At 66.1% G+C, this 19,470-nt stretch carries 23 protein-coding genes and 1 tRNA gene; 19 read left to right on the forward strand and 5 right to left on the reverse strand.

The features are described 5' to 3' along the window. Nucleotides 1–124 precede the first annotated feature (124 nt). Nucleotides 125–1,084 carry a hypothetical protein gene (locus tag AB0C19_RS25275; protein WP_357189276.1) on the forward strand — a complete coding sequence of 320 codons (960 nt, stop codon included), beginning with the start codon at nucleotides 125–127 and terminating at the stop codon, nucleotides 1,082–1,084. Between the two features lie 357 nt (nucleotides 1,085–1,441). On the opposite strand, the gene AB0C19_RS25280 is transcribed toward AB0C19_RS25275, so the two are convergent. Then, complete coding sequence (locus AB0C19_RS25280; protein WP_357189357.1) at nucleotides 1,442–2,086, reverse strand: maleylpyruvate isomerase N-terminal domain-containing protein; 645 nt, start codon at nucleotides 2,084–2,086, stop codon at nucleotides 1,442–1,444. 766 nt (nucleotides 2,087–2,852) lie between these two features. Between AB0C19_RS25280 and AB0C19_RS25285 the strand changes: the two genes are divergently transcribed. The 4 genes from AB0C19_RS25285 to AB0C19_RS25300 all read left to right on the forward strand — a co-directional run bounded on the left by AB0C19_RS25285 (nucleotide 2,853) and on the right by AB0C19_RS25300 (nucleotide 6,401). After that, complete coding sequence (locus AB0C19_RS25285) at nucleotides 2,853–3,377, forward strand: DUF4365 domain-containing protein (protein ID WP_357189278.1); 525 nt, start codon at nucleotides 2,853–2,855, stop codon at nucleotides 3,375–3,377. 203 nt (nucleotides 3,378–3,580) lie between these two features. Further along, nucleotides 3,581–4,540: a hypothetical protein gene (locus AB0C19_RS25290; RefSeq protein ID WP_357189280.1), complete on the forward strand. Its 960-nt coding sequence runs from the start codon at nucleotides 3,581–3,583 to the stop codon at nucleotides 4,538–4,540. Between the two features lie 572 nt (nucleotides 4,541–5,112). Next, nucleotides 5,113–5,718: a hypothetical protein gene (locus AB0C19_RS25295; protein ID WP_357189282.1), complete on the forward strand. Its 606-nt coding sequence runs from the start codon at nucleotides 5,113–5,115 to the stop codon at nucleotides 5,716–5,718. Nucleotides 5,719–5,933: 215 nt separating this feature from the next. Continuing rightward, nucleotides 5,934–6,401: an HD domain-containing protein gene (locus AB0C19_RS25300; protein ID WP_357189284.1), complete on the forward strand. Its 468-nt coding sequence runs from the start codon at nucleotides 5,934–5,936 to the stop codon at nucleotides 6,399–6,401. Here the strand turns inward: AB0C19_RS25300 and AB0C19_RS25305 are convergent. Together AB0C19_RS25305 and AB0C19_RS25310 are read right to left on the reverse strand one after the other, a co-directional pair. Next, a complete protein-coding gene (locus AB0C19_RS25305; protein WP_357189286.1) occupies nucleotides 6,398–6,868 on the reverse strand; it encodes an NUDIX domain-containing protein in 471 nt (156 codons plus the stop codon). The two genes, AB0C19_RS25300 and AB0C19_RS25305, sit on opposite strands and share 4 nt — an antisense overlap. A gap of 26 nt (nucleotides 6,869–6,894) precedes the next feature. Further along, nucleotides 6,895–7,644 carry a helix-turn-helix transcriptional regulator gene (locus AB0C19_RS25310; protein WP_357189288.1) on the reverse strand — a complete coding sequence of 250 codons (750 nt, stop codon included), beginning with the start codon at nucleotides 7,642–7,644 and terminating at the stop codon, nucleotides 6,895–6,897. A gap of 196 nt (nucleotides 7,645–7,840) precedes the next feature. On the opposite strand from AB0C19_RS25310, the gene AB0C19_RS25315 reads away from it, so the two are divergent. From AB0C19_RS25315 to AB0C19_RS25380, 14 genes are all read left to right on the forward strand, one after another. After that, nucleotides 7,841–8,173, forward strand: a complete 333-nt coding sequence (locus AB0C19_RS25315; protein WP_110564209.1) for a hypothetical protein — start codon at nucleotides 7,841–7,843, stop codon at nucleotides 8,171–8,173. A gap of 119 nt (nucleotides 8,174–8,292) precedes the next feature. Beyond that, a complete protein-coding gene (locus AB0C19_RS25320; RefSeq protein ID WP_357189290.1) occupies nucleotides 8,293–9,225 on the forward strand; it encodes a hypothetical protein in 933 nt (310 codons plus the stop codon). Between the two features lie 108 nt (nucleotides 9,226–9,333). Continuing rightward, on the forward strand, nucleotides 9,334–10,212 hold the full coding sequence (locus AB0C19_RS25325) for an FtsK/SpoIIIE domain-containing protein (protein ID WP_141908912.1): 879 nt from the start codon (nucleotides 9,334–9,336) through the stop codon (nucleotides 10,210–10,212). Next, entirely contained in the window at nucleotides 10,209–10,394 is a 186-nt protein-coding gene (locus AB0C19_RS25330; protein WP_179778451.1) for a hypothetical protein, read from the forward strand. The genes AB0C19_RS25325 and AB0C19_RS25330 overlap by 4 nt, the downstream gene beginning before the upstream one ends. A gap of 85 nt (nucleotides 10,395–10,479) precedes the next feature. Then, a complete protein-coding gene (locus tag AB0C19_RS25335; RefSeq protein ID WP_357189293.1) occupies nucleotides 10,480–10,998 on the forward strand; it encodes a hypothetical protein in 519 nt (172 codons plus the stop codon). After that, nucleotides 10,995–11,417 (forward strand): hypothetical protein, encoded by a 423-nt coding sequence (locus tag AB0C19_RS25340; RefSeq protein ID WP_357189295.1) that lies wholly within the window; start codon nucleotides 10,995–10,997, stop codon nucleotides 11,415–11,417. The genes AB0C19_RS25335 and AB0C19_RS25340 overlap by 4 nt, the downstream gene beginning before the upstream one ends. A 767-nt stretch (nucleotides 11,418–12,184) precedes the next feature. Then, nucleotides 12,185–12,532 (forward strand): RRQRL motif-containing zinc-binding protein, encoded by a 348-nt coding sequence (locus AB0C19_RS25345; RefSeq protein ID WP_357189358.1) that lies wholly within the window; start codon nucleotides 12,185–12,187, stop codon nucleotides 12,530–12,532. Beyond that, complete coding sequence (locus AB0C19_RS25350; protein ID WP_357189297.1) at nucleotides 12,529–13,203, forward strand: NUDIX hydrolase; 675 nt, start codon at nucleotides 12,529–12,531, stop codon at nucleotides 13,201–13,203. The genes AB0C19_RS25345 and AB0C19_RS25350 overlap by 4 nt, the downstream gene beginning before the upstream one ends. 16 nt (nucleotides 13,204–13,219) lie before the next feature. Beyond that, nucleotides 13,220–13,426: a hypothetical protein gene (locus AB0C19_RS25355; RefSeq protein ID WP_357189299.1), complete on the forward strand. Its 207-nt coding sequence runs from the start codon at nucleotides 13,220–13,222 to the stop codon at nucleotides 13,424–13,426. Next, nucleotides 13,423–14,292 (forward strand): hypothetical protein, encoded by an 870-nt coding sequence (locus AB0C19_RS25360; protein ID WP_357189301.1) that lies wholly within the window; start codon nucleotides 13,423–13,425, stop codon nucleotides 14,290–14,292. Before AB0C19_RS25355 ends, AB0C19_RS25360 begins: the two co-directional genes overlap by 4 nt. After that, complete coding sequence (locus AB0C19_RS25365; RefSeq protein WP_357189303.1) at nucleotides 14,289–15,881, forward strand: replication initiator; 1,593 nt, start codon at nucleotides 14,289–14,291, stop codon at nucleotides 15,879–15,881. The genes AB0C19_RS25360 and AB0C19_RS25365 overlap by 4 nt, the downstream gene beginning before the upstream one ends. An 89-nt stretch (nucleotides 15,882–15,970) precedes the next feature. Continuing rightward, a complete protein-coding gene (locus AB0C19_RS25370; RefSeq protein WP_357189305.1) occupies nucleotides 15,971–16,180 on the forward strand; it encodes a hypothetical protein in 210 nt (69 codons plus the stop codon). Next, a complete protein-coding gene (locus AB0C19_RS25375; protein ID WP_357189307.1) occupies nucleotides 16,173–16,379 on the forward strand; it encodes a helix-turn-helix domain-containing protein in 207 nt (68 codons plus the stop codon). The genes AB0C19_RS25370 and AB0C19_RS25375 overlap by 8 nt, the downstream gene beginning before the upstream one ends. Continuing rightward, complete coding sequence (locus AB0C19_RS25380; RefSeq protein WP_357189309.1) at nucleotides 16,379–17,662, forward strand: tyrosine-type recombinase/integrase; 1,284 nt, start codon at nucleotides 16,379–16,381, stop codon at nucleotides 17,660–17,662. The genes AB0C19_RS25375 and AB0C19_RS25380 overlap by 1 nt, the downstream gene beginning before the upstream one ends. A 75-nt stretch (nucleotides 17,663–17,737) precedes the next feature. Here AB0C19_RS25380 and AB0C19_RS25385 read toward each other — a convergent pair. Together AB0C19_RS25385 and der are read right to left on the reverse strand one after the other, a co-directional pair. Next, nucleotides 17,738–17,811, reverse strand: a tRNA-Pro gene (locus AB0C19_RS25385). A gap of 211 nt (nucleotides 17,812–18,022) precedes the next feature. Beyond that, nucleotides 18,023–19,426, reverse strand: coding sequence for a ribosome biogenesis GTPase Der (gene der / locus AB0C19_RS25390; RefSeq protein WP_357189311.1), 1,404 nt, complete (start codon nucleotides 19,424–19,426; stop codon nucleotides 18,023–18,025). Nucleotides 19,427–19,470 lie beyond the last annotated feature (44 nt).

Genomic DNA, 19,470 nt, shown 5'->3' on the forward strand with positions numbered 1-19,470 from the left:
AGCGAAGTGCGATGGGTGGCCAGGGCGGTGGCGGTTTCGACGGCTGACACGGGCACCCCGCTGCGCAAGCCGCACGCTGGAGCAACGGACGGACGAGAACGCTGCCGACGCCAGACGGCGCGTCATGCAGTCCGGCCGGCTGCTGCGGATGCGCGCCGACGCCGCCGGCCTCCTGGACGACTTCAGCCACCAGGTACGAACCCGCTACCCGCACCCCGTCGCCTACCGCTGGAGCAGGGCACAGGTCCTGCTCTCAAACGGCGCCGACGGGTCGGCGTACTACGCCATCCTGGAAACGGCCGAGGTCCTGCTCTGCTATTGCGCGCTCGTCGCTCTGGCACTCGCTCAGGAAGCCGGCCTGCGGATCGGCGCGATCGCCGACCTCCGCAAGCGCCTGTCCCGCGGAGGCACGAACGGTCCCGGCTTCGGGGACTGGACGGCGATCCTCCAGGAAGTCGCGACAGGGAAGGCGTTCAGAAATCTGGACGACGGCGATCAGCTGACGGAGTTCCGTGACGCCTTCACCGGCACCGAGGTGATCGCGGCACGCCAAGGCCTGGCGCTTCGCCGCAACGACGAGGCGCACCTGCGCGGGGTCGAGGTCGAGGATCCGCCCGCCGCCATCGCCGACGCCCACGCCGACCTGACCACCCTCCTGCAACGGGCGTCGTTCCTCGCCGATCTTCCCCTCGTCCATGTCAATCGCATTCACTGGGACTCTCTCCGCAAGGTCGCACGGGTGGAGTTCGAGGAACTGACCGGAGACAACGTGCTGGTCCCGGTGCGGGAGCGGACCTACGGGTCTAGTGACCTGGAAGCCGGAAGCCTCTACCTGGCGACCGACGACGGCCGTCTGCATCTGCTTCGCCCGTTCCTTATCCGCCAGCGATGCGCGAAGTGTGCCGCGGCTGGGAGACCCTCCACATCGACAACTTGCCCCACATCGCCACCGTCCGATCAAGAGTCTAGAACGCGGCCACACCATTCAGGATCCACAACTGTGGGACGCCTTCGAGCATGTCGGGCTCGTCGAGCGGCCGGGCAGCTGAGCCCCAGCCGCCCGCCGGCGTTCCCTGAGACATGATCGATCCCTAGTCGACGACAACGAGAGCGGCAAGCGCACGCCACTGGGCGAAGGGCAGGCCGTCCTGCCAGTTGTCGGTCGTCGCCGTAGGCGTCGTCACCGGCGACCCATTAACAAGACAGTCCACCGGCCCACCGCGGGGCGCTACCCAGCGCGTCAGCTGCGGTTTCGCCGAAGCCAACGCTGTCGGGCGGGCGTCCCGGCCACATCCGGTGACGTCCTGCCGAGAGATTGTCACTTGGGCCCATCCGGCGAATCTGCGAATGCACTGTCATCGGCATGACAGCGCACGGCTCCAGGCGCTACCAACGCGCGACAGCGGCAGATAAGGACCGTGCAGAGCGAGCGCTCCACCAGCTAGAGGGCGGAGATGGAGGTGGGAGCTCGTTCTTGCCGAGCTAGCGCGCGTATCACGTTCAGGGAGCCGTGTCGCCAGGCCGCGAGGCTGCTCAGCAGGTGGATTGTCGCTTCAGTCGCTGTCTGCGGCATCGGTGGGGTCGGCAAGCCGAGGCTGACTGCTAGGTCGTCGGTGTGCACGACCAGCTCCATGACCCGGGTCAGCAGGAAGTCGTCGACTTCCAGGCCCCAGTCGCCGAGGTCCACGATGCGGTCGGGCGGTTGCGCTGTCACCGTGGCACCCAGGTCGGTCAATGCCGTATCGACCGCGTCCGCCAGTTCCCTGGGGCTCGTCGCTGTAGCTGTCTGCTCGCTGCGGCGCCGGATGTCGATGTTGTCGGCACTGTCCATGCCTGAAGTCAACGAGGCGTTGCCGGTGAAGTGCTCCAGCACCGAGATCGCCGATTTTCCTGGTGGCGCGGCGGCATCGGGGTCGGGCGAGTGCTCGGCCAGGTATCGGGCTAGTTGCGCCGCGGCGAGGAGGTAGTTGTACCAAGTCGTCTCCGGGTAGTTGCCCGCCCGCAGCGTCCGGTCCCAGTCCCGGAGGTATCCCGCCCAGGTCGAGGACAGGTCGGTGGTGAGCTTGTTCAGGTCCAGTAGAGCCATGTCGGTCACCCGTCGAGTCAAGGGGTCGATAAGCGGCGTGCTCGACCTCGACGAACCACCATGAACACGAAAAAGAGGGTTTCCACAGGCTCTGACCTGTGGAAACCCTCTCGCTGTCGGGACGGCCGGATTCGAACCGACGACCCCTTGACCCCCAGAGATCGGCAATGGGGTCTCGTTCGATCCGCTGCGCTGGCCGACAGTGCATAGACACCTTGTGCGGTCCCGTCAGGTGCCGTCGGTTGCTGTACTTCCCTGCTGTACTGGACTCTGGCTCGGATGCCTACTTGAAGAGTCCGACGACACTCACGACGGTCCCGACAACGAAGCTGAGAGTGGCCATCTTGGCCTGGCCTCCCGTCCAAAGTCCTTCGCTCTTCTGACGCCAACCGAGAGACCACCAGTCCCGCCCAAACTTCTGCCACTTGTGCTGGCGGAGGTGGCAGCCCAAGATCAGTCCGGTCGAGTTGTTCCGGCAGAACTCGACCAGACTGCCTCATCAGGGGGCAGCAAACCTTCCGCGTCAAAGGTGCGCACCAACGGTTTGATGCACATACCATGCCATGGCCGGTCCGTCAAGTTCTACCCAGCTCACCCACCTGCAGTGCTCGAACATGCATTACGTTGGGTACACAGTTGGCCTCACAAGGTCCAACCAATATCGACTTCCCGGCGTGAGTCTCCACGCCAAACGGCGGGAGGGAAGACCGGTTTGGACACCATCGCGCTCTTTCTTTCGCTGAGCGTGAACGCTAAATTTCACTCCGTGAGCAACGGACAGGCAGGCACGTGGAAGGCGGAATCGTGGCAGAAGGAGCAAATCAGCCGCGCGTACCTCCATGCCGTCGCCACGCGTGAAGGCTGCACCCTGGGTGACTGGGCCGTCGACATTGATGGAGTGGACACCACGCTGCGCCGCAAGGGCCGCATGGTCGACGTCCAGCTGAAATGCACTCAAAAGCTGCGCGAGCTGGATGGATCGTACGCCTTTGACCTCGACGTCAAGACATACGACAAGCTACGGGAAGCTGATCGATCAGCGCCCGGTTACCTCATAGTCATGGTGGTCCCGGAAGACCCACAGGACTGGATCCAACTGCACGCCGACAAATACATTCTATTGAAATGCACGTCCTACTATGCGTGCATCCAAGACAGGCCGGCCGTCAGCACTAAGTCGACAACGATTCATCTGCCGCATGCCAACAGGCTCAATAGCATGGCAATAAGATTGATGTTTGAGCATTCGAGGCGCCATGCTCTTGGCGAACGTACCGGTTTGGCGGCGTGATGAATCATGCGCAGCAACCGCCTTCAGTCGCCCTTACAGTCGGCCCTTCGGAGATAACCAGTTACCTGCATCGATCGGGATGGGTTCGTGCAGACGCCGGACGGGTTGCAGAGATTTGGCAACCATCCAGAGTCGCTGATGTCGATCCAGAGATAGAGTTGCTGGTACCTAGGATCGGGACGGCGCCCGATTTCGAGAAGCGGGTGAACATCCTCATCCAGGATCTTCAGGTCTACGAGCGTCGACCGAGCGAGCTAATCCGGGATGAGATCTGCCGCCAGTTTGTTGACGTGACCAACGTTAAAGCGACTCACGAGTACGACAGTTCCGTCTTTCCGCTAGACGCTAGTCAAAAATTGTTCTACTCAGCCAAAAAGATGGTAATAGCGGCTGCTGCGGCGACGTTGAAACGAAGAGGGTATTTCGGTAAGTCCGTCCCACTCAGAGCTAGGGAGCAGGCTCGTGCGGTCCTCGTTGGCCACACCAGGCCTGGCTCATATGTTGTTCCAGTCGTCAGTCGAGCACAGTTGCCCGACGTCTCGTGGGACGACAAAGCCCCGCGTCTTGTTGAGAACGTCGAGGAAGCCTCGTTCGATAGGAGAATGGTTGTAACGCTGGCTCGTTCCCTGACCGTGCTCCACGAACTCGTCGTTGCGCGTGAGGCGGAACCAACCAAGCGTGAGGTTCATGATGGAGTCGGAGAGGGGCTGTCGTACGAACTTTGCGACGGAGTCATTCGCTCGCTGAACGACCCGGTGATTGAAGAATTCAAGGTCGGCTTCGAATGGGCGCCGGCGATTGCTCGACCACCCGGCCTCGACACAAATATGGAGTTCCCGTCTGAGTCACTGGAGCGCATCCGCCGAATCGCTCGCGGTCTGCGCAAGGAGACCGAAGACCGGGAACAGGTTGTCTATGGTTGGGTCGAAGTTCTAGCAAGCAAGGCCGAGGACGTTGGTGGGTGGGTACGTGTCCACGCCATGGTTAATGGTCGTCATCGCGTGATTCGGATGACGCTTGATAGCGAGGACTACGAGAAGGCGCACGCGAGTCACAAGAAGTGCCCAGTGATTGTTCGAGGCGACCTCCATCTTGAAGCTGGGAAGCTGGCAACGATGGAGGTTCACTCCTTCGCCTTAGAGCAGTCAATCCCCGGCGTTTAGTGAGACACGAGTCCTCCAGCCATCCCGTCGGCCTTCGTCCGCACCCTGGTGGAGTGGATGGGGCCTGCCTGGCCAAGGTGGAGCACCCCACTGTCTGAACGACCTTGGCCAGGCAGGCCCCATCTGCTCGGCTGAGCCCGGACGAAGGTTGTCGGGATGGCGCCAACCATCCCAGAGCGCCCGAGCGCCCCCGCCGGAGGCACGCCCTGGTCGTCGCCTTCAACATCGAAGCCCCGGATCTGCCATCCACTCATGGCGGCCCGGGGCTTCTTCGTGTGTCGCGCCGCCGGCGGGGCTGCAACCGTTCGGGGTGCGCCCGTGCGCTTGCGCTAAGGGCGCGGGGTCCCCGATCGGCGACCCGTGTGGGTCGGCCCCTGGTCGGCGGCGCGAGCGGCCTGCGAAGCGGGCCGCCTTGATCACGTACAGAAAGTTCTCACAGAAGCCTTCACCCAACCGTCGCCACCCGACTGCTGCGCTCCGTCGACCGAGTCAGAGCAGCCATCCGTTGCCTGATCTGCGACGGCTCAGCGCGTTGATCGCGGTAGATTGCGCCCCGTGGTAGAAAATGGAGCATGGCTTGGGACTGGGTAGTACCGGTCGCTGCGAGCGGCTTTGGTGCGCTTGTTGGCGTCTCGGGCATCGTCGCATCCTTTAAAACAAGTGAGAAGAGTCGTCAGCATGCCGAGAACCTCGCAAAAGAGAGACATCGGCACGAGCTGGAGCTAGCAAAGCAGAAAAGCGAACACGACCTTCGTTTAGCTCGCGAGCAGCGACGGCAGGAACGACAATCCGTCGCTTATGCCGAGATCTTGAAAGAGGTCCAACGTGTTTCTTTCTGGGCAAATGCCAGTCACCCGAAGGAGGCGCTGGACAAGGATGACGCCCCCAAGCATCTTCACCTCGTAACCGACCCTGCTGCTGACGCACTGCTTCGAACGTATGGCTCCAATGAGGTAATCGACCTATTCGACACTTGGCGCACGAGCGTGCAGGATATCTTAAAGTCTTTCCATCTTTTGAAGATCGACCTCAACGCGGACCCTGTATCCAGACAGCTGAACGGAAAACAAACCTCGCAGGAATGGAGTCGGCTCTACAATGAGTTAGTGCCGGCCGAGAACGCAGCAAAAGACACATTGACCAAGCGAATACAGCAAGAGTTGCAAACAGTGGAGTAAAAGTTGCTCTTGATGGCGAATTATGATGCCCGTGACGGCTAGCCTTCCCTCTAGATCACCCGGACCTGTCGCAGATCACATGGCAAAGATTGCGCCAGCCTCTACAACTTTGAGCATTAGAGCCGTAGCCTGGCACGGTGAACCGTCTATCTGACCGAGCGGCTCAAGTTTCTGAGCGATGCCTGTCTGCGGCTCTCCCTCGTCGGTGGAAGCACGTGCAGGCCGTCGGAGCGAAGGCTGAGAGCCTCGGCCAACTCGTCGGCGATGACGCGGAACTGCTCGCTGCCGCTGGATGGCTGCATGACATCGGCTACGCCCCGAACATCGCTGACACCGGCTTCCATGCGCTGGACGGCGCTAGGTGGCTGCTCCGGCAGGGCTTCCAGCCACGTCTGGCAAGCCTGGTCGCCCACCACTCGTGCGCCTCTTACGAAGCTGAGGAACGGGGATTGAAGCCAGCACTCATGACGGAGTTCCCCCTCGAACAGTCACCGACGTCCGACGCTCTTTGGTTCGCCGACATGACTACGGGGCCTGACGGTCAAGACCTGACCGTGGGTGAGCGGCTGGCGGAGATCCGTGAGCGGTACGGCCCGGAGGATCTAGTGACGCGCTTCTGGGTGAAGGCGGAAGCGCCGCTGCTGGAAGCGATCCGTCGAACAGAAGAACGACTGACCGCTTAACCGATATACGGCTGCTGCCGGTTCTCAAAGCCGTGGTCGATCCGTAGCCGCATCGACGGGTGGATCGTGAGGTCGTCCAGTTCACCGTGTGCGACCCACTGCACCTCCGAGGACTCATCGCTCGGCGTCGGCTGGCCACTGACGTAGCGCCCTCGGAAGCAGATTGAGAACTGCTGCCGCACCTCGCCGTCGCTGTACTCGACCACGTGATGCGGGTTGGTGTAGATCCCGACGACGCTGGTCACCTCGATCTCTACACCGGTTTCCTCCCGTGTCTCACGGACGGCCGTCTCGGCAATGTACTCCCCAAAATCCTGAGCGCCACCCGGCAGCGCCCAGAGTCCGTTGTCGGTCCGTTGGATCAGGAGCAACCGGCCCTGTTCGTCCTGCACGAAGACGGTGACCGCAACAACGATGCTGTTCGGCTTCGGGGCGTTCGGGTCGTTAAAATGCTCGGTCCGGGCCATGGCCCTAGCCTCTCACTGCCGCCGGCTCAGTGCTCAGGCCAGACGGCTCGCTTCTTTCCGAGTACCTGCTTGAAGCTGGCGACGTAGTTGTCGAATAGTTCCCCTCCGCCGATGCGCCGGAGGTGCAACACCGGGGCGTAGGCGGCCGGCGTGCCGTAGAGGTGGGTGTTGACCAGCATCTCGTCGTCGAAGCGGTAGATGGAGTTGTAGAGGATCGTGTCGTGGTAGTAGATCCCGACGGTGTCCAGGTCTCGCAGGTCCTTGTAGAAGGCGAGTGCGTTCAGAATCTTGCTCGACATGGCCGCGCCGATGCCCTCGTCATCTCCCCGTTCGGCGATGTGCTTACCCTCCGGGTCACCGAATAGCAGCTCAATCTGGGCGCCCGCGAGCGCCTTCTCTCGGAGCGTTGGCACCCAGCGGTGGTTGAACTCGGGAAGGAACAGCCCGCCGTAGACCAGAACGCCGACCTGCCGGGTGGCCTTCTCCAGGAGCTGTTGCCACAGGTCGGTCGGGACGGCTCCGCGTCGCGGGTAGATATGGACGACCTCGGACTGACTGACCTGCACCGCTCGCTGAGTCGGCAAGGCTTTAGGCCACAGGTACGACTCGCTCTCGTCCAGCAACTCCGCGATGGTATGGCGGTAGCGGGGGTACGGGTTCCGGTCCTGGGTCATCCACCGCTCGACGGTCTTCGGGTCGACGCCGAGCCTGTCCGCCAGCACGGCGGGCGTGAGTCCCTTCGTCAGCATCCCGTTACGTAGGCGGTCGTTCGGCATCGCGACTCCTGCTCGTAGACAACGGGACGACTCTGGGGGACGACTCACCCTAACAAAGACGTCCCCAGTCGTCCATATCTCGTGGTGAAGTTGTCACTACTGATCGACGCATCCTGATTCCAGACGAGCTGCCGTCCAAGAAGGACGTAACTGGCCCGACGGTGCGGGCTCAGCTCACGAGATGAAGGAGTCAGTCATGGGACGTCTGCTGCTGGACACCTCGCGGGTGTCGTACGAGGTCGCGGTGAACCCGGTTCCGAAGCTGGACCAGTCGGGTCAGCAGAAGTTCGACCGGGAGACGAAGGCCCCGATGTGGGCGGTGCAGCTCTACGCCCTCGCGGACGGTAGCGCTGAGGTCATCAACGTGACCGTGGTCAGCCCGGTGATGCCGGCTGTCACGGTTCGTCAGCCGGTCGTGCCGGTGAACCTGGAGGCGCTGCCCTGGGTCAACGACCGCGACGGCAAGGTCCGCTCGGGTGTCGCGTTCCGGGCGTCGGCGCTGACCGCGATGGACACCGCCGCCGTCTAGGGCGGCGTTCCTGTCCGGCTCAACAGAAGCGAAGAGGTGGATACGGGGTCGCCGTTGATTGGCGTCGTCTGCGACCCCGCGTCCTGTCCAACAAGGTCCCTAGGTAGGGAGGACTTGTCGTGTCCAAGTCTAGCCAGAGGTCCCCGTTCGGCTGGTCGAACCGTGGGGGGCAAGTCACTGTCATCGAAGCGCCGGTTGCCCGCTCGTACCGTCGTCGGGCCACCATCGCGTTCTGGGTCGCCCTCGGTGTGGTCGGCCTGCTGGCCGCCACGGTGGCCTCTGAGTACATGCACCCGATCCTGGGTGGGCTGCTCGGCGTCGTCCTCGGCGCGGTGCTCGGCGCGGTGCTGTTCGCGCTAATCGTGGCGTGGCCCGTGTTGCGGGTGTTCTGGCACTGGCTGCCGGAGATCCTGCTTGGCCTGGCCGCTGTTTACGGCTGGACCACGCTGATGCAGTCGACCCCGCTGTGGGGCTCGCTGCTCATCGTCGCCCTGGTCGTCGGCCTCCCGGCCGCGATCAGTCCGATCCGCCGTCGGGTCATGGCCTGGATCTGGTGCCTGATCGTGCGGCACCGGCTGCGGTTGTGCTTCGCGGCGTTCATCGCCACGAACCGGCACGGTTCACTGCCGCTGATCCTGCTCGCCAAGCCGACCCCGGCCGGTGAACGGGTCTGGGTGTGGCTGCGCCCTGGCCTGTCTCTGCGGGATCTGGAGCAGGACGGGCAGGTGCAGAAGCTGGCTGTGGCGTGCTGGGCCAACGAGGTCCGTGTCATGCGCGCCGGCCGCAAGTACGCGGCGTTCATCCGGCTGGACATCACCCGTCGCGAGCCTCTGGCGCACACCGTTGTGTCGCCGCTGCCGGACTACGTCCCCACGGACATCCCGGCCAACGCCCCCACCTCACCGGGCATGCCGCCTGTCGGCCTCGACCTGCCCGACGTGCCGGACCGGCCGGCCACTGCATCACCCGATGCGCCCCGCCAGCGCAAGCCGCGCAACCCCACCACCACTACCGCGAGCCCGAACGGGTTCGACCCCTCCGACTACGCCTAACCACCGGGACGGCGCGGACCAAGCACCCCTGACGGGTCGAGCGTCCGCGCCCCTTCCCTCCCCCACCCGCTTTGACACGTAGGTGTCAACCGACCCCGGGAGCCATCCATGGACCTCACGGACACCATCGAACTGCCCCCGCAGCCAGACGCGCCGCAGACGGTGCCGGTCGGCGCGGGCCTGTCCATCTTCGACCCGGTCTTCCTCGGCATCGACGAGTTCGGCCACCCGGCCTACCTGCCGATGATCTACCGCAACATCCTCATCGGCGGTGAACCCGGCGCGGGCAAATCTTCGCTGCTCAACACCATCGTCGGACACGCCGCGCTGTGCCCGGACGTCAGGTTGTGCCTGCTCGACGGCAAGCAGGTCGAACTCGGTCTGTGGAAGGACGCCGCCGACGTGTTCGTCGGCCCCGACATCGACCACGCCATCCGCACCCTGCGCCGCGTCCAGACCGTGATGGACAACCGGTACGCGTTCCTGCTGTCGCACCGCCGCCGGAAGATCGGCCCGAACGACCTGTTCGGTCAGATCCTCGTGGCCTGCGACGAAATCGCCTACTTCTCCGCCACCGCCGGAGACAAGAAGGACCAGGACCTGTTCGCCGCGCTGCTGCGCGACATCGTCGCCCGTGGCCGCGCCGTCGGCATCATCGTCGCCGCCGCCACCCAGCGCCCGTCCTCGGACATCATCCCGCCGTCACTGCGGGACCTGTTCGCGTGGCGGTTCGCCGGCCGCTGCACCAACGACGTGTCGTCGGACATCGTGCTCGGGCACGGCTGGTACGCCCGCGGCTTCTCCTCCAACAGCATCGACCCGAACAACCAGGGCGAGGGCTACCTCATCGCCGAAGGCGGCACCCCCAACCGTGTGAAGGCCGCCTACATGACCGACGCCGACATCATCCGCGTCGCCGACTACGCCACCTGGACCCGCCGCCGCAGCGGCCTCGTCGCCCCCGCCGACCTGCGGACAGCGGCATGAGCACCACGACCGCCACCCCGACCCGCGTCCTGGACCTCGTGCTCGTCGGGACCGGCGAAGACATCGCCGCCCTGACCGCCATCGCCCGCCACGCGGGCGCCCTGGTCTTCCGCTCCGCACCCGCTCTTGTCAGCGACGGCAGGCAACGGGTGATTCTCCGGCTCCACCTGCACCACCGATAGAAGACGGCCGACGAACCGGGACCAGCCCTGAGAAGCAACCCCGGCTCGCCGACCCAACCACCGCCCACGAAAGGACGTGGCCGCCATGAACCCTACCCAAAAACAGCCCACCACCCCCGGCGCGCTGGCCGACCTGACCCCGGCCGACACCCTGCGCTGCGCCGCCCGCTACCTCGAAATCCGAGGCTGGACCCAGGGCACCTACTACGCCTCGACCGAGGACAACCCCTACCCGCCGGCCTGCGTGTCCGGCGCCATCGGCATGGCCGCACACGGCCACCGCCTGTCCATCCCTCACCACTGCACGACGCGCGGCGGAGCCCGCGACTACACCCACGCCATCGACGCCCTGGCCGCCTACCTCGACTTCCACCAGCCCCAGCCACGGGCCACCGAGGACGACGACCCCACCTGCCCACTGGCCTGGAATGACCTCCCCGGGCAGACCGCCGAGCAGGTCATCTCCACACTGCGCGACGCGGCCGATGACTACGACTGGACGCACGCCACCGAGGACGACCTCGAAACCTACGCCGAACACGAGTACAGCCAGGAACGGCTGCCGACCCGTGCCGGTTTCCTCGTCTGGCGGGCTGCCCGATGAGCACCGTCTCCGCTCTGCCGACCGGCAACGTTCACGCCGTCCTCGACCGCGCCGCCCTCTACCTGGGCCGCTACGGCTGGACCCCGACCGGCCTCTACGACGCCCACGACGCCTGCCCCGCCAAGTGCGCCTGCCACCGCACCGGCACCTACCCGGCGTCGATCCTCGGCGCGATCCGGGCCGCCGTGTTCGGCCGGCCCCGCTGGTACCTAACCGGCATCACCGACGCCGACCAGCACGCCTACAGCGCCGCCGTCGAGTGGTTCAACACCTACCTCATCGCCGTCGGCCACGCCGGCCTTCACGCCCCGGTCTTCGACTGGGAAACCCTGCCCGGCCGCAAACCGGCCGACGTCATCGAGGCGCTGTGCGCCGCCGCCATCGCCTACCGCCGACACACCATCCGGAGGGCCGCATGAGCACCGCCGCCCACACCCCCGACGTGACACGTACGTGTCAAAACGACATCTCCACTGCCGCGCTGATCAGTGCGCTTGAGTCCGCCTGGGCCGCGATCCGCGCCCAGCACTCCGAGGTTCCGGCCGCTGTTCTCGTGGTCGGCTCGGGCTCTCCCACCAAGCCCAGTCAGGGCATGAAGTGGGGCCACTTCGCCGCCCTGCGCTGGCAAGCCGGCGAACAGCAACTGCCCGAAATCCTCATCTCCGGTGAAGGGCTCTCCCGCGAACCGGAAGCCGTGTTCACCACGCTCCTGCACGAAGCAACCCACGCCCTCGCCGACGTGCGAGGCGTCCAAGACACCTCACGGCAGGGCCGCTGGCACAACAAGAAGTTCGCCACCCTCGCCGCCGAACTCGGCCTGGCAACGACCAAGGACGACAAGCTCGGCTACTCACCCTGCACCCTGACCGACCTCACCCGCGCCCGCTACCGGACGACCATCGCCGGTCTCACTGAGGCGCTGCGGTTCTACCGCCACCCCGAACCGACCGGGGAAGGCAAAACCCGCACGAACAACAACAACGGCGTCTCGTGCGAGTGCGAGTGCCCCCGCAAGCTGCGCATCTCCACCGCCGCCTTCGAGGAAGGCCCGATCGTCTGCGCGGTCTGCTCGGCGGCGTTCCTGCCCGAGGACATCGACCGCGACACCTACGAACACCCCATCTTCGCCACCGGCAGCCCTGCCGGCGACGACGACCAGGACCAGGCCGACGACTCGGAGGACCCGATGGTCTTTTACGACCCGACCGGCGCCCACTACGGCCTGCCGACCTACCCCTACAAATTCGCCCCCGGCGACCTGCTGACGCGCCGGCAACTCCGTGCCCGCGACCTGCGGCCCGGTGGCCAAGACCCCGCCGCGCAGATTCTCTGGCGTCGCGGCAAGCGCGTCGCCTACCTCTACCGGCTCGACCTCGCCGTCCCGAAGCGGACCGCGACTCCCGCCCAGTTGGCGGCCATCGACAAGGCGCTCACCGCCCGGCGCACCTGCCCCGACTGCGGCCAGGTCAAGCCCTACTACATCCCCCGCCGTACCGGCTCCTGCTTCGACTGCACCCCTGGAGGTTCCCTGTGACCACGACGACTCCTGTCACCTACACCCACCCGAGTGTCCTGGCCGGTATCGCTGCCGGCGCTGACTGGGCCGATCCCACCATGGATCCCACCCTCATCGACTGGACGACCCGGCAGGCCCACGCCGCCATCCCGTTCACCGTCATTGACGGTCGACCCGTCAACCCCTGCCAGCAGACCACCGTCCGCTACGGCCGCAACGAACTCGGCCACTGGGGCGAACAGCTCTGCGCCGACGCCCTCGTCTCCCTTACCGACACCAGCGGTCACCGCTGGATCCTCCTGATCGAACGCGCCGACGGCCACGGTTGGGCACTGCCCGGCGGATACGTCGACCCCGGCGAAACCCCCGGCCACGCTGCCGCCCGTGAACTGGCCGAAGAAACCGGCCTCACGATCCCCCACGCCACCTGGGCTATCCAGCCGCCGCGCTACGTGCCCGACCCGCGCGCCTCCGACGAGGCATGGATGGTCACCGTCCTTGCCCGCACCTACCTCGGCACCTACCCCACCGACGCCTTCCCGGCCATCGCCCACGCCGACGACGCGGCACAAGCCGCCTGGGTCCGCGCCGACACCTACGACGCGCTCGCCACCCACCTGCCCTGCTGCGACATCTTCGCCGCCCACCGACCCCTACTCGCCTCGGCCCTCAACCCGGCCGACCACTAATCCGAAAGGACACGACATGCGCTACTACGTCACCTTCACCCACACCACCGCCAACGGCGACACCCTCGAATTCTTCGAGTACCAGCCCGCCAGCCCCATCGCCGGCTACGACGACATCGACAAGCTCACCACCATGATTCGCGGCTGGGGCCGCACCAACGTCACCGTCATCGCCTTCTCCCCCCTCGCTGACCCCGCCCCCACCTCGCAGGCGGCGTCATGACGACGCCTACGCCTACGCCCAAGTCCCCGTTCATCGCACGTCTCCAGGACGGCGTCCTGGTCCTCATCGTGCTGCTCGTCGGCGCCATGGCCGGAGCAGCCTCCTTCAACCACGTCCACGACTGGACCATCAGCAACAGCCCGACCGGAACCGCTGACTGGTTCGGCTGGGCCAACGCGGTCATCACCGAACTCATCCCGATCGCCGCAATGATCGTCATCATCCGCCGCCGCAAAACTGGCGGCCCGATCGGCTACCCGATGTTCCTGCTCATCGCCGCCGTCGGACTGTCCCTGACCGCACAGTTGGCCGTCGCCAAGCCGACCGTCTTCGGCTGGATGGTCTCCGCGCTGCCCGCGCTGGCCTTCTTCGCCCTGTCCAAGCTCGTCTTCACCGCAACCCGGCCCACCAACCACGTCCCGGCACCCGAGCCGGCCACCTCCGCCCCGGCGTCGTCACCCGACACCACCGCCGACGCGAAGGTCAGCCCGGCAGCCGCGACCACCACGGCCACCGCACCCATCGAAGAGATCACAACCGACGAGCCCGCGATTCCGGCGAAGAAAACCACCCCCGCGATCGCAGCACCACAGACCACTCCGACCGAGGACACCCCGGCCACGGCGACCCCGCCGGCTGCACCCGCCAATCCAGCGGTCAAGCCCGCCCCGGCAATGCTGTCCAACGCCCGCATCGTCGCCACGGCCCACGAGAAAGCCCACGGTGAACCCATCACCCCAGGCCAACTCGCCGTGCGACTGCGCGTCCCCACCCAAACGGCCGCCGACATCCTGACGGCCCTCACCACCCAACCGACCATCAACGACAAGCACCACAACGGCACCGCTGTTGGAGCCACCGCGTGACCTCCTCGACGCTGCCTCTCGCGCCCGAAACCACCACGGTTTCGGGCACGGGAGCCTCCGCTGTAGCAGGAAACGACTACTGGCCCTGGGCTACACCGACCCGCACCACCCGCAACCCCGCCGCCGACGGGTGGGTACGCGGCCACGACCCCCGCACCGTCGCATCCGGCCGTGCCCGCGCCCAAGACCCCGACTACCCCGAATGGCTCGGCCACGTCCGCGCCGCCTCAGCGTGCAAGCACCCCATCCGCCTCGCCGGGCAGATCCACGTCAACGACGCCGACGGCAACCGCATGGCCACCGTCGACACCGAGGACATGCCCGACGGGGCGATCTACACCCCCTGCGGCAACCGCCGCGCCAACGTCTGCCCGTCCTGCGCGGAGCTGTACCGCCGCGACACCTACCACCTCATCAAAGCTGGGCTGCAAGGCGACCGGTGGGGACTGCCGCCGCTCAACGAGCACATCGCAATCTTCCTGACCGCCACCGCCCCATCGTTCGGGCCAGTGCACCACCGGGTCGTGAAGGTGCACTCCGCGGACTGCCGGAAGAAGGACGGCTGCACCTGCCGGCCCTCGGTCTGCCACCCCTTCGGCCGCACCTGCCCGCACGGTGTGGAGCTGCGCTGCGGGCAACGCCACAAAGCCGCAGAGGCAAACCTCGGGCAGCCGTTGTGCCTGGACTGCTACGACCATGCCGGCCAGGTCGTGTGGAACCACGAAGCACCTGAGCTGTGGCGCCGCACCATCCAGCAAGCCGACCGGGAGCTACGCCGTCTCGGCCGGGCACACGGCGTTGACCTGCGTCGCCGCTACATCAAGGTCTACGAATTCCAGGTACGCGGCGTCATCCACTACCACGCCCTGATCCGCCTCGACGGCTACAACCCCGACTGCCCTGAGGCGATCGTGCCGCCGCCCCGCGTCATCACCCGGGACGTGTTCGAGGCTGCCGTCCGCGCCGCGTTCGTGAAGACCTCCTACACCTCCGCACCGCACCCCGCCAACGGGCGGCAGGGCTGGCACATCGCGTGGGGTGACAAGGGCCTGGACCTCAAGCACGTCAACGCACCCGGCCACGAAGTCAACCTCGCGCAAATCACGGGCTACATCGCCAAGTACGTCACCAAGAGCACCGAGGTAACCGGCCTGAGTCTGCGCCGCGTCGACGACCTCTCCGTGGAAGTCCACGGCGACCCGGGCACGCACCTCGGCCGGCTGATCCGGGCGTGTTGGGACCTTGGGGAGCACCCCGACTACGCCCGGCTGCGGCGGTGGGCGCACCAGTTCGGCTACGGCGGACACATCGCCACCAAGAGCCGCGCCTTCTCCGTCACCCTCGGCTTCCTCCGGTTGCAGCGCACCATCTGGCGTCGCACCGAAGGCCACCCGCACACCTGGGACGACGAGCAGACCGAACGCGTCATTTACGAACTCGGCTACCAGGCAACCGGCTGGATCACCACCGGCGACGCCCTGCTCGCCAACACCGCCGCCGCCATGGCCCGCGCACAACACCTCGCCGGCATCGACGCCCTGGCCGACGAACTCGCCGCCGCTCGCGCGATTCAACCCCTGGCCGCTTGACACGTACGTGTCAACACCAGTGAAGCCGTTCCTTGACAACTCCACAGCGCACGCAACACCCACCACCCAACCGACCCGGAAGGAGCGCCATGCCCACACGCCCCCGCCCCCTGGTCGCGGTCCGACTCATTGGCCCGACCGCTGCCGTCACCGTCCACGCCGCGACCATCGCGGCCCAACTCACCGCCTACTACGGCCGTGAACGGGTCACCTGCCGCACCAGCACCCGACCCGCCGGCTACAGCGGCGAAAGCCGTACCTACATCACCATCACTTCGAAGGAGGCACCACATGGCTAGGAGCGCGGCTCCGATCGTTCCGAAGTGGCATTCCCCGGCAGAGGTCGCCGCGATCCTCGGCTACGGCTTGTCCAAGGTGAAGATGAAGATTGCCACCGGGGAACTGCGCTCGGTAAAGGACGGCAAGTATCGCCGCATCCTGCCGGAGTGGATCGATGAATACATCCAGACCCAGATCGATCGCCAGGACGCGGCCTGATGTCCGGCAAACGGGCCAACGGCGAAGGCTCCATCTTCCCGTACCGCAACGGGTTCGCCGCCTACGTCTGGGTCACCAAGCCCGATGGCAAACGGGACCGCAAATACGTCTACGGAAAGACCCGCGACGAGGTCCACGACAAGTGGGTGAAGCTGCACCAGCAAGCCAAGGCCGGCCCGGTCGCCACCAACGTCCCCACGGTGGCGAGTTACATGACCTACTGGCTCGCCGAGGTCGTAGAGCCGAACCTGGCCCCGCTGACCTACGCCACGTACGAGACGCTGAGCCGGCTGTACATCGTGCCCGGCATCGGCGCCAAGCGGCTCGACGGGCGGCTGTCGGTACGAGACGTTCAGACCTGGCTCAACAAGGTCGCAAAGACCTGCCAGTGCTGTGCTCAAGGGAAAGACGACCGTCGGCCACCGAAGAGCCGCAAATGCTGCGCGGTTGGCCGATGCTGCCAGGACTTGCCCGCGGCTCGCACCGTCAAGGGAATCCGCGCTGTCCTCCGCTCGGCGCTCTCTCAGGCCGAAGTGGAGGAACTGGTCGCAAAGAACGTCGCAGCCTTGGTGAAGCTCCCACCGATCCGCAGCCGCAAGGGCAAATCGTGGAGCAGTGAGGAAGCTCGGGCGTTCCTGGAAGCGTCCCGCGACGACGACGATTACCTCTACGCGGCCTACGTCCTGGTCCTCGTGCTCGGCTTACGTAAGGGAGAAGTTCTCGGCCTCACCTGGGAGCACATCAACTGGGACGGCTGGCAGGAACCCTGCATCACCCACGGCGAGAAGTTCTGCGAGCACTGCCGCGACAACCACGACATCAGCCTCGTCATCGACAAGCAGCTCCAGCGGGTACGCGGCCAACTGCTGCACCGGGCCACCAAGACCGAAGAGTCCGACGCTCCCCTACCGCTGCCAGCCATCTGCGTCGCCGCACTGCGGCACCGTCACCAACAACAGCAGGCCGCACGAGAGAAGGCCGGCGACGCCTGGCACGACACCGGCATGATCTTCACGACCCGCTACGGACTACCGGTCGAACCCCGCAACTTCAACCGCTCCTACGACAGCCGCATAGCCCGCGCCGGCATTCGGAAGATCACCGTTCACGACGCCCGACGCACCTGCGGTTCGCTGCTGGTCGACCTGGACGTGCACCCCCGGGTCGCGATGGCGATCCTGCGGCACGCGGACTTCTCGATCACGATGGAGATCTACAGCCAGGTCTCGTCCAAGACGACCCGCGAAGCCCTGCGGAGGCTCGGCGAAAGCCTCGATCAATGAGCCGTTGCTGTACTTCGCTGCTGTACAAGATCAGAAATGGCCATCCGGAAGAATCCGAATGGCCTCTGACCTGCGTCGGGACGGCCGGATTCGAACCGACGACCCCTTGACCCCCAGTCAAGTGCGCTACCAAGCTGCGCCACGTCCCGCCCCCGCGTGGTTTCCCCCGCGGCAGCCGGTACAGCTTAGCGCAGCAGCTCCGGCTCGTCCGCACAGGCCCCACCGGCATCGCGACGAAGCCGAACCATCCCACAGGGAGCCACCGCACAACCCCTAAAGCGTCCTAGGAGGGTGGGGTTGGATAACGAAATGCCGGATGGGCAGGGGCGCCCATCCGGCATTTGGCAGAACCGGATCGCGTCAGCCGTGCGCCTTGCCTCGGCCGCCGGGGCCGAGCTTCTTGCGCGGGCGGACCGAGATCTCGATCGGGCTGCCCTCGTACCCGAATTCCTCGCGGAGCTTGCGCTCGACGAAGCGCTGGTAGCCGGCGTCCAGCGGACCGGTGGTGAAGAGCACGAACCGGGGCGGCGCCACACCGGCCTGCGTCGCGAACAGGATCCGCGGCGCCCGCCCACCACGCACCGGGTGCGGGGTGGCCTGCACCAGCGCGGTCAGCCACTGGTTGAGGTGCGCGGTCGGCACCCGGGTTTCCCAGCTGGCCAGCGCCTTGTTCAGTGCCGGTGCCAGCTTGTCCACGGCGCGGCCGGTCATCGCCGACAGGTTCAGCCTGATCGCCCAGGGGATGCGGCGCAACTCCCGGTCGATTTCCTTGTCCAGGTAGTACCGACGGTCGGCGTCGACCAGGTCCCACTTGTTGAACGCGATGACCAGCGCGCGGCCCGACTCGGTCACCATCGACAGGATCCGCTGGTCCTGCTCGCTGATCGGTTCGCTGGAGTCCAGCAGCACCACGGCCACCTCGGCGGCCTCGATCGCGCCGGCGGTACGCAGGCTGGCGTAGTACTCGGTGCCGCTGGCCTTGCCGACCCGCTTGCGCAGACCGGCCGTGTCGACGAGTTGCCAGGTCTGACCGCCGATCTCGACCAGGCTGTCCACCGGGTCCACAGTGGTGCCCGCCACCGAGTCGACGACCGCCCGCTCCTCGCCGGAGAACCGGTTGAGCAGGCTGGACTTGCCGACGTTCGGCCGCCCGACCAGCGCCACCCGGCGCGGTCCGCGCGGACGGTTCTCCACGATCGCCGGTGCCTCCGGCAGCGCGGCGAGGATTGCGTCCAGCAGGTCGCCGGAGCCGCGTCCGTGCAGCGCGGAGACCGGGAACGGCTCACCGAGGCCGAGTGACCACAGCGAGGTGGCCTCCATCTCGATGGAGTTGTTGTCGGCCTTGTTGGCCACCAGGATCACCGGCTTGGCGCTGCGCCGCAGCATCTTCACCGCTGCCTCGTCCACGTCGGTGGAGCCCACCATCGCGTCGACCACGAAGAGCACCACGTCGGCGGTGACGACCGCCGTCTCGGCCTGCGCCGCGATGGCCGCGGCCCGGTCCTTCGCGTCCGGTTCCCAACCACCGGTGTCCACCACTGTGAACGCCCGGCCGTTCCACTGCGCGTCGTACGGGACCCGGTCGCGGGTCACGCCAGGGACGTCCTCGACGACCGCCTGCCGGCGACCGATGATCCGGTTGACCAACGTCGACTTGCCCACGTTGGGGCGACCGACCACGGCCACCACCGGCTGCGGGCCGCTCGGTTCCTCGACGGCGACCTCAGGCTCCCGCAGCTCGACCCACCCAGCACCCTCGCTCATGCCGCTCCTCCGCTTCGCTCCGGAGCGTCCTGAGACACAACCGC

The organism is Micromonospora sp. NPDC048842 (assembly GCF_040649935.1).
GTDB classification, from domain to species: Bacteria; Actinomycetota; Actinomycetes; order Mycobacteriales; family Micromonosporaceae; genus Micromonospora; species Micromonospora hortensis.